This is a genomic window from Kitasatospora sp. NPDC127060 (assembly GCF_042724935.1).
Taxonomy (GTDB): Bacteria; Actinomycetota; Actinomycetes; order Streptomycetales; family Streptomycetaceae; genus Kitasatospora.
The window spans coordinates 42,713-50,001 of record NZ_JBHXEG010000053.1; the positions used below are offsets into that span (position 1 = coordinate 42,713).

Annotated in this window: 3 protein-coding genes; all 3 read left to right on the forward strand. The window is 76.5% G+C overall.

Going from position 1 to position 7,289, the window contains the following annotated elements; all coding sequences use genetic code 11:
- Window positions 1-157 precede the first annotated feature (157 nt).
- The 3 genes from cbiE to cobA all read left to right on the forward strand — a co-directional run bounded on the left by cbiE (window position 158) and on the right by cobA (window position 7,224).
- The gene (cbiE, locus tag ACFWIS_RS26190) at window positions 158-1,414 is read left to right on the forward strand and encodes a precorrin-6y C5,15-methyltransferase (decarboxylating) subunit CbiE (protein WP_380462935.1); all 1,257 of its coding nucleotides are present in this window, start codon (window positions 158-160) and stop codon (window positions 1,412-1,414) included.
- Between the two features lie 482 nt (window positions 1,415-1,896).
- Window positions 1,897-5,868: a nicotinate-nucleotide--dimethylbenzimidazole phosphoribosyltransferase gene (gene cobT / locus ACFWIS_RS26195; RefSeq protein ID WP_380462937.1), complete on the forward strand. Its 3,972-nt coding sequence runs from the start codon at window positions 1,897-1,899 to the stop codon at window positions 5,866-5,868.
- A gap of 108 nt (window positions 5,869-5,976) precedes the next feature.
- Window positions 5,977-7,224 carry a uroporphyrinogen-III C-methyltransferase gene (cobA, locus tag ACFWIS_RS26200; protein ID WP_380462939.1) on the forward strand — a complete coding sequence of 416 codons (1,248 nt, stop codon included), beginning with the start codon at window positions 5,977-5,979 and terminating at the stop codon, window positions 7,222-7,224.
- The last annotated feature ends 65 nt before the right edge of the window (window positions 7,225-7,289 follow it).

Consider the following 7,289-nt stretch of genomic DNA (forward strand, 5'->3'; position numbering starts at 1 on the left):
CCCCGCATTCCTCCGCGTTCCCCCGCCGGTCACCCGCGCGGCGCGGACATGTGTGCGAGATGTCGGCCTCCGGGGGACCACACCCGGTAGCCTCTCCACCGGCGCCGCACAGTCGGCGCCACGAGCCGCGCAACGAGTCGAGGGAGAACGGCCGCAGATGGCTGACCGGATCACGGTCATCGGGTGGGACGGTACGCCACTGACCGAGGCCGCCGGCGCGGCCCTCGCCGCGGCGACCCTGGTGGCCGGAGCGCCCTACCAACTGGACGCCCTCCCGGTGTCGGAGGACGCCGAGCGGCTCGCCCTCGGCAACATCCAGCAGGCCGCCCGCGCGATCGCCGAGCACCGCGGCGCCGCCGTCGTGGTCGCCGAGGGAGACCCGGGCTTCTTCGGCGTGGTGCGCACCCTGCGCCGCCCCGAGTACGGCCTCGAGCTCGAAGTCCTGCCCGCCGTCTCCTCCGTCGCCACCGCCTTCGCCCGGGCCGGCATGCCCTGGGAGGACGCCCAGGTGGTCAGCGCCCACGGCGGACGGCTGCGCCGCGCGGCCAACATCTGCCGGGCCCACCCCAAGGTCGCGGTGCTCACCGCCCCGGGCGCCGGGCCGGGCGAACTCGCCCTGATGCTGCGCGGGGTGCACCGCACCTTCGTGGTCTGCGAGGCCCTCGGCACCCCGGAGGAGGACGTCACCGTCCTCACCTCCGACCGGATCGCCGACCATGTCTGGCGCGACCCCAACGTGGTGCTGGTGATCGGCGGCGGTGCCCAGGCCGGCGCGGTCGGCGAGGCGGCCGGCTGGCTCGCCGGGCGCCCGCTCGGCTACCCCGGCGCGGACCGCGGCTGGGCGCTCCCCGGCGACGCCTACGCGGGCGCCGGGCGCACGGCGGACGAGCCGGGCGCATCGGAGGCGCTGCCCGCGCACGTGCGCGCCCTGGTGCTGGCCCGTCTGGGTGCACGTCCCGGGGACCTCGTCTGGTCGGTCGGCGCGGGCAGCGGCGCCCTCGCGGTGGAGGCGGCCCGGTTCGGCGCCGCCGTGGTCGCCGTCGAGGGCTCCCGCTCGGCCTGCGCCCGACTCACCGTCAACGCCCGCCGGTACGGGGTCGAGGTGGAGACGGTGTACGGGAATGGCCCCGAGGTGCTGGGCGGACTGCCGGAGCCGGACGCGGCGGTGGTGGAGTCCGGCGGCCTCGACGTGGTGCGCGCGGTGCTGGCCCGCAAGCCCGAGCGCTTCGTCGCCCTCGCCCGGACCTTCGCCGAGGCCGAGGAGATCCACCGGGCGATCGCCGGGGCCGGGTACCGGGCGGACGGCACGCTGTTGCAGTCCACCCCGCTGCAGGCCTCCGGGGACGGCGGCGCACTGGCGCTCGGGGCGGGCGCGAGCGGCGCACTGCTGCTCTGGGGTGAGCAGATCGTGTGAAGGCCTCGGGTGCGCGCCGGGGCCGCCGGACGCACCGCGCGGTGATCCAGGTCGCATCCGGACACCGATTCGAGAGGTCGCCGCGCCGGGCCGGTAGTGTGGCGTCCCAGGCGGCTGCAGCCGCCGACGACCCACCCGATTCGGTCGGTTTGTCACCTTTTTGACGTGGTGCAACCCGGTTCCGCTCGGAGTGTGGGCAATTCGACGGGCCGCGTGCCGGACCTGGAGAATGCCGTAGGGTCCGGTGCGGTCGTGCCGGTTGCTCCGGGTTGTCGTTGATTCAGATGGTGCACCGCCCTCACCGGCGGTGCCCGGGCCGGGGTGCCGCAGCGCGCCGGAAGGACTTGGGCCGCAGCGCCACGGCGCGGCGGCCGCGTGTGTTGAGGGGCGGGTCGGTGCAGGCCCGGCCCGTGCGGATGGGCGCTGCGGTCGGTGATCGCGTCGCCAAGGGGCGCGGCAGCGGCCTGGAAGGAGCTTTGACAATGACCGATGGCGGCCACGTCCCGGGCGAGGGACTGCCGGAGCACCTGAACGCCGGGCCGGACCCGCTCGGCGGACCGGAGGGCGTCGCGGGCGTTGCACCCCTGCAGGGCGTCGCGACCGACGGCGGGGTGATCCCCCACCCGGCGGCGCCGGTCGGCGGCCTGCCCGGCATGGGCGTGATCCCGCCGCAGGGCCAGCCGAACTTCGCCGTCCCCGGCGTTCCGGCCCCGGCCGCCCCGGGCGACGGCTGGACCGTCGACCAGGGCGCGGCCCGTCCGGCGTTCCACTTCGTCGACCAGCCGGACGGGTTGGACGACGAGGACGACGTCCTGCTGATGCCAGGCCCGCAGGGCTCCTGGGGCGCCGAGCAGGCGCCGTTCGCGCAGCCGGACGGCACCCCGGTGGAGCCGTCCTGGCCGCCGGTGGACCCCCCGGTGCTCGGCGGTGAGCACGTCCAGCAGCAGCCGCTGCACGCCGCCCCGGCGCAGCCGCAGCAGCCGATGACCCAGGCTCAGGCACCGCGCCGCCCGCTGCACGCCGGTCCGCCGATCCCGGACCCCTCGCTGATGACCGGCCAGGTGCCGGTCCGTTCGCTGGCCGACCGCGGCCCGACGCAGGGCGGTACGCCCGCGCACGGCATCCCGGTCGTCGGCCGGCCGTCGATGGGCGAGGCCGTCGTGCCGGTCCCTGGCGCCGCGCCGCAGGGCGTGCCGCACGCCGCGCCGATGGCGGCCGCCGCGCCGGTGGCCCCGGTTCCCACCACGGCCGAGGCCGGTCCGACGGTTCACCAGGTGCCGCAGGGCTACCACCAGGTGCCGCTGACCGCGCCGCCGGTCGAGGGGCTGATGACCGTCGAGACGGTCGGGGCGATCGAGGTCGTCGAGGTCATCGAGACCCCGGAGGTGGTTCCGGCCGCGCCGGTCGCCGAGGCCGTCCAGGTCCAGCCGGTCCCCGAGGGCGCGCAGGCGGCCCAGGCCGTGGCGGCCGAGCCGGCCCCGGCCGAGACCGCCGAGCAGCCGGTCGCCGAGACCGCCGCCGTGGAGAGCCCCGCGATCGAGACCGTGGTCGTGGACGCCGCCGCCGTGGAGAGCACGGAGGCCGCTGTGACCGAGACTGCCGGGACTGCCGCGCCCGAGACTGCGGTGACCGAGACCGCCGGGACCGAGGCCGGTGCCGTGGCGGTCGTGGCTCCCGAGCAGCCGGCGCCCGCCGCGCCCGCCGCGCCCGCCGAGCAGACCGAGGCCGCCGAGCAGACCGAGGCCGCCGCCCCGGCCGGCCAGCCGCGCCGGATCTCCGCCTTCCTCGCCGCCCCGACCCCGCACGGCCTGCCCAGGGTCGAGGCGCCCCAGCAGGCCCCGGCGGCCGAGGAGGCGGCAGCGGAGCAGCCCGCTCCCATAGCGGCCGCCGACGCGCCGCAGGCCGCCGCCGAGCCGGCCCCGGCCGCCGAGGCGGTCCAGGAGGCCGGGCAGGTCACCGAGATGACCGAGGCCGAGATGACCGAGGCCGAGGTGGCCCAGGTCGAGGCGGTGCAGGCCGAGCCGGTCGTCGAGGCCCTGGCCGAGCCGGTCGCCGAGACCGCCGCCGGCACCGGTGAGATGCCCTCCGGCCAGGCCGTCCACGAGGGCGCCGACCAGGAGGCCGTCGCAGCCGAGGCCGTTGCCGCCGAAACCGTCGTGGCGGAGCCGGTCGCCGTCCAGCCCGTCGTCACCGAGGGTGAGCAGCCGGAGGCCGTACCGGCCGAGCCGGCCGTCGATGTCGAGGCCGAGCCTGTCACCGACCAGCCGGTCGAGGCCGCTGCCGACCAGCCCGCCGAGGCCGCCCAGCCCGCCGAAGGGGTCGCCCCCGAAGCCGAGCAGCCCGTCGAGGCCCCGGCCGCCGAGGAGCCGACGGGCGAGCCCACCGCGGAGCAGGCCGAGCCCGTCGCCCTTCCCACCGCGCCGGAGGCCGTCCAGGAGGAGGCCCCCGCCACCGAGCAGGCCGAGCAGCCGGAGCAGCCGGTCGCGCAGCCCGTCGAAGCCGCCGCCGACCAGCCCGGGGAGCAGCCCGCCGAGGCCGTCGCCCCCGAGGCCGAGGCGGCCGAGGCCCTCGCCACCGGGGAGCCGCAGCCCGAGGCCCAGGCCGAGCAGCCCGCCGACCAGCAGCCCGAGCAGCCCGTCGAGGCCGCCGCCGACCAGCCCGCCGAGGCCGAGCAGGTCGCCGAGCCCGCCGAGCCGCGCGGCCCCGCCGCCCCCGGCTACGACGCGGCCGGCCGCGACGCAGTCCACCAGGTGATCCGCGAGCGCCGCGACATCCGCAACGGCTTCCGCCCGGACGCGATCCCGCACGAGGTGCTGATCCGCGTCCTGGAGGCCGCCCACACCGCGCCCAGCGTCGGCTACTCGCAGCCGTGGGACTTCGTGGTGATCCGCTCGGCGAAGACCCGCAGGCGGATGCACGCCCTGGCAGAGCGCCAGCGCGAGGCGTACGCGGACTCGCTGCCGAAGGGCCGGGCCAAGCAGTTCCGGGAGATCAAGATCGAGGCCATCCTCGAGACCCCGGTGAACATCGTGGTGACCGCCGACCGCACCCGCGGCGGCCGGCACACCCTGGGCCGGCACACCCAGCCGCAGATGGCCCCGTACTCGGCCGCCCTGGCCGTCGAGAACCTCTGGCTGGCCGCCCGCGCCGAGGGCCTGGGCGTCGGCTGGGTGAGCTTCTTCGACGACGAGCAGCTGGTCCGCGAGCTGGGCCTGCCCGAGCACCTGGAGGTCGTCGCCTACCTGTGCGTCGGCTTCGTCGACTCCTTCCCGGACGAGCCGGAGCTGGAGCAGCAGGGCTGGGCCAAGAAGCGCCCGCTCGCCTGGGTGGTCCACGAGGAGCAGTACGGCAACCGCGCGCTGCCCGGCGAGGAGCCGCAGAGCCTGCTCGCCGACACCCTGCGCGGGATCCGCCCGCTGGACGCCAAGGCGCTCGGCGAGGCCTGGGACCGCCAGAAGCGGATGACCAAGCCGGCCGGCTCGCTCGGCATGCTGGAGATCATCTCCGCCCAGCTGTGCGGCCTGTCGCGCAAGTGCCCGCCGCCGATCCCGGAGCCCGCCTGCGTCGCGATCTTCGCGGGTGACCACGGTGTGCACGCCCAGGGCGTCAGCCCGTGGCCGCAGGAGGTGACCGCCCAGATGGTCGGCAACTTCCTGGCCGGGGGAGCGGTGATCAACTCCTTCGCCAAGCAGATCGGCACCGAGGTCTGCGTGGTGGACGTCGGCGTCGCCGCCGAGCTGCCGCAGGCCGTCCAGCAGGGCCGCGCCACCGGTCTGCTGCCGCGCAAGGTCAAGCCCGGCACCGCGGACATGACCCAGGGCCCGGCGATGACCCGCGAGGAGGCCCTCCAGGCCATCGAGGTCGGCATCGAGACCGCCCGCGACCTGGTCGCGGCGGGCAACAAGGCACTGGTCACCGGCGACATGGGCATCGCCAACACCACCGCCTCGGCCGCCCTGATCTCGGTGTTCACCGGCCTGGACCCGGCCGAGGTCACCGGCCGCGGCACCGGCATCGACGACGAGACCCACGCCCGCAAGATCGAGGTCATCCGCGCCGCGCTGGCCCTGCACCAGCCCGACCCGAACGACCCGATCGGCGTCCTCGCCGCCATCGGCGGCCTGGAGCACGCGGCCATCGCCGGCTTCCTGCTCGGAGCCGCGTCGCTGCGCACCCCGGTGGTGCTGGACGGCGTGATCGCCGGTTCGGCCGCGCTGGTCGCCAAGGCGATCGCCCCCGAGGTACTGGCCGCCTGCATCGCCGGCCACCGTTCCGCCGAGCCCGGCCACCAGGCCGCGCTGGCGAAGCTCGGCCTGCGTCCGCTGATCGACCTGGACCTGCGGCTCGGCGAGGGCACCGGCGCCCTGCTGGCGCTCCCGCTGGTGCAGAGTGCGGCCCGCGCGATGCACGATGTAGCCACCTTCGACTCCGCCGGGGTCACCGAGAAGGCCTGACGCACCACCTCACCCGCTCCGCGGACCGGCCCGAGGGCGCGCCGGCCCGCGGAGCGGCGTACCACTGCACTGCCCCGCACCCCTCATCCCCGATCAGGAGCACCGCCGATGAGCGCGCCCACCCCGCACCCCAGCACCGAGGGCCGTACCCCGTACCCGGTGGGCCTGCTGCTGGCCGGCCGTCGCGTCGTCGTGGTCGGCGGCGGCCAGGTCGCGCAGCGTCGGCTGCCGGCGCTGATCGCCTCCGGCGCCGAGCTGCACCTGATATCCCCGGCCACCACCCCGGCCGTCCAGGCGATGGCCGACGCGGGTGAGCTGACCTGGCACGCCCGCCCGTACGCGGACGGCGACCTGACCGATGCCTGGTACGTCCTGGTCGCCACCGACGACCCGGCGGTCAACGCGGAGGTCAGCGCCGAGGCCGAGCGCTCGCGGGTGTTCTGCGCCCGCAGCGACGACGCCTCCGCCGCCACCGCCTGGACCCCGGCCAGCGGCCGGGACGCCGGCGCCACCGTCGCCGTGCTCACCGGCGATCCGAGGCACTCCGCGGCCCTGCGCGACGCCGTGGTCGGGGGGCTGCGGGACGGCTCGCTGGCCGCCCGCTCCTACCGCGCGCACGGCGCCGGCGTCGCCCTGGTCGGCGGCGGCCCGGGCGACCCGGACCTGATCACCGTGCGCGGCCGCCGTCTGCTCGCCGACGCCGACGTGGTGGTCGCCGACCGCCTCGCCCCGCGCGAGCTGCTCGCCGAGCTGCCCGAGCACGTCGAGGTGATCGACGCCGCCAAGATCCCGTACGGGCGCCAGATGGCCCAGGAGGCGATCAACCAGGCGCTGATCGACCACGCCAGGGCCGGGAAGTTCGTGGTCCGGCTCAAGGGCGGCGACCCGTACGTCTTCGGCCGCGGCGGCGAGGAGCTGCTGGCCTGTGCCGAGGCCGGCATCCCGGTCACCGTGGTGCCCGGCATCTCCAGCTCGATCAGCGTCCCGGAGTCGGCCGGCATCCCGGTCACCCACCGCGGGCTGACCCAGGAGTTCACCGTGATCTCCGGCCACGTCGGCCCGGACGACCCGCGCTCGGTCACCAACTGGCCGGCCGTCGCCGGGATGAACGGCACCCTGGTGCTGCTGATGGCCGTGGACAAGATCGGCGCGATCGCCGCCGAGCTGGTCGCCCACGGACGGGCGGCCGACACCCCGGTCGCGATCGTCCAGGAGGGCACCACCGCCGCCCAGCGCCGGGTGGACGCCACCCTGGGCACCGTCGCCGCGGTGGTCGAGGCCGAGGGCGTCAAGCCCCCGGCGGTGATCGTGGTCGGCGATGTGGTCAACGTCCTGGCGGCCGCCTTCCGGCGGTAGGCCCCGCGCGGCGTTGGTATAAGAGCCCGACCACAAAAACACCCCCCCCTAAACACACCCCAACA

Coding starts and splice junctions, on each gene's coding strand:
- cobT (WP_380462937.1), top strand. CDS start 1,897: ATGACCGATGGCGGCCACGTCCCGGGCGAGGGACTGCCGGAGCACCTG.
- cbiE (WP_380462935.1), top strand. CDS start 158: ATGGCTGACCGGATCACGGTCATCGGGTGGGACGGTACGCCACTGACC.
- cobA (WP_380462939.1), top strand. CDS start 5,977: ATGAGCGCGCCCACCCCGCACCCCAGCACCGAGGGCCGTACCCCGTAC.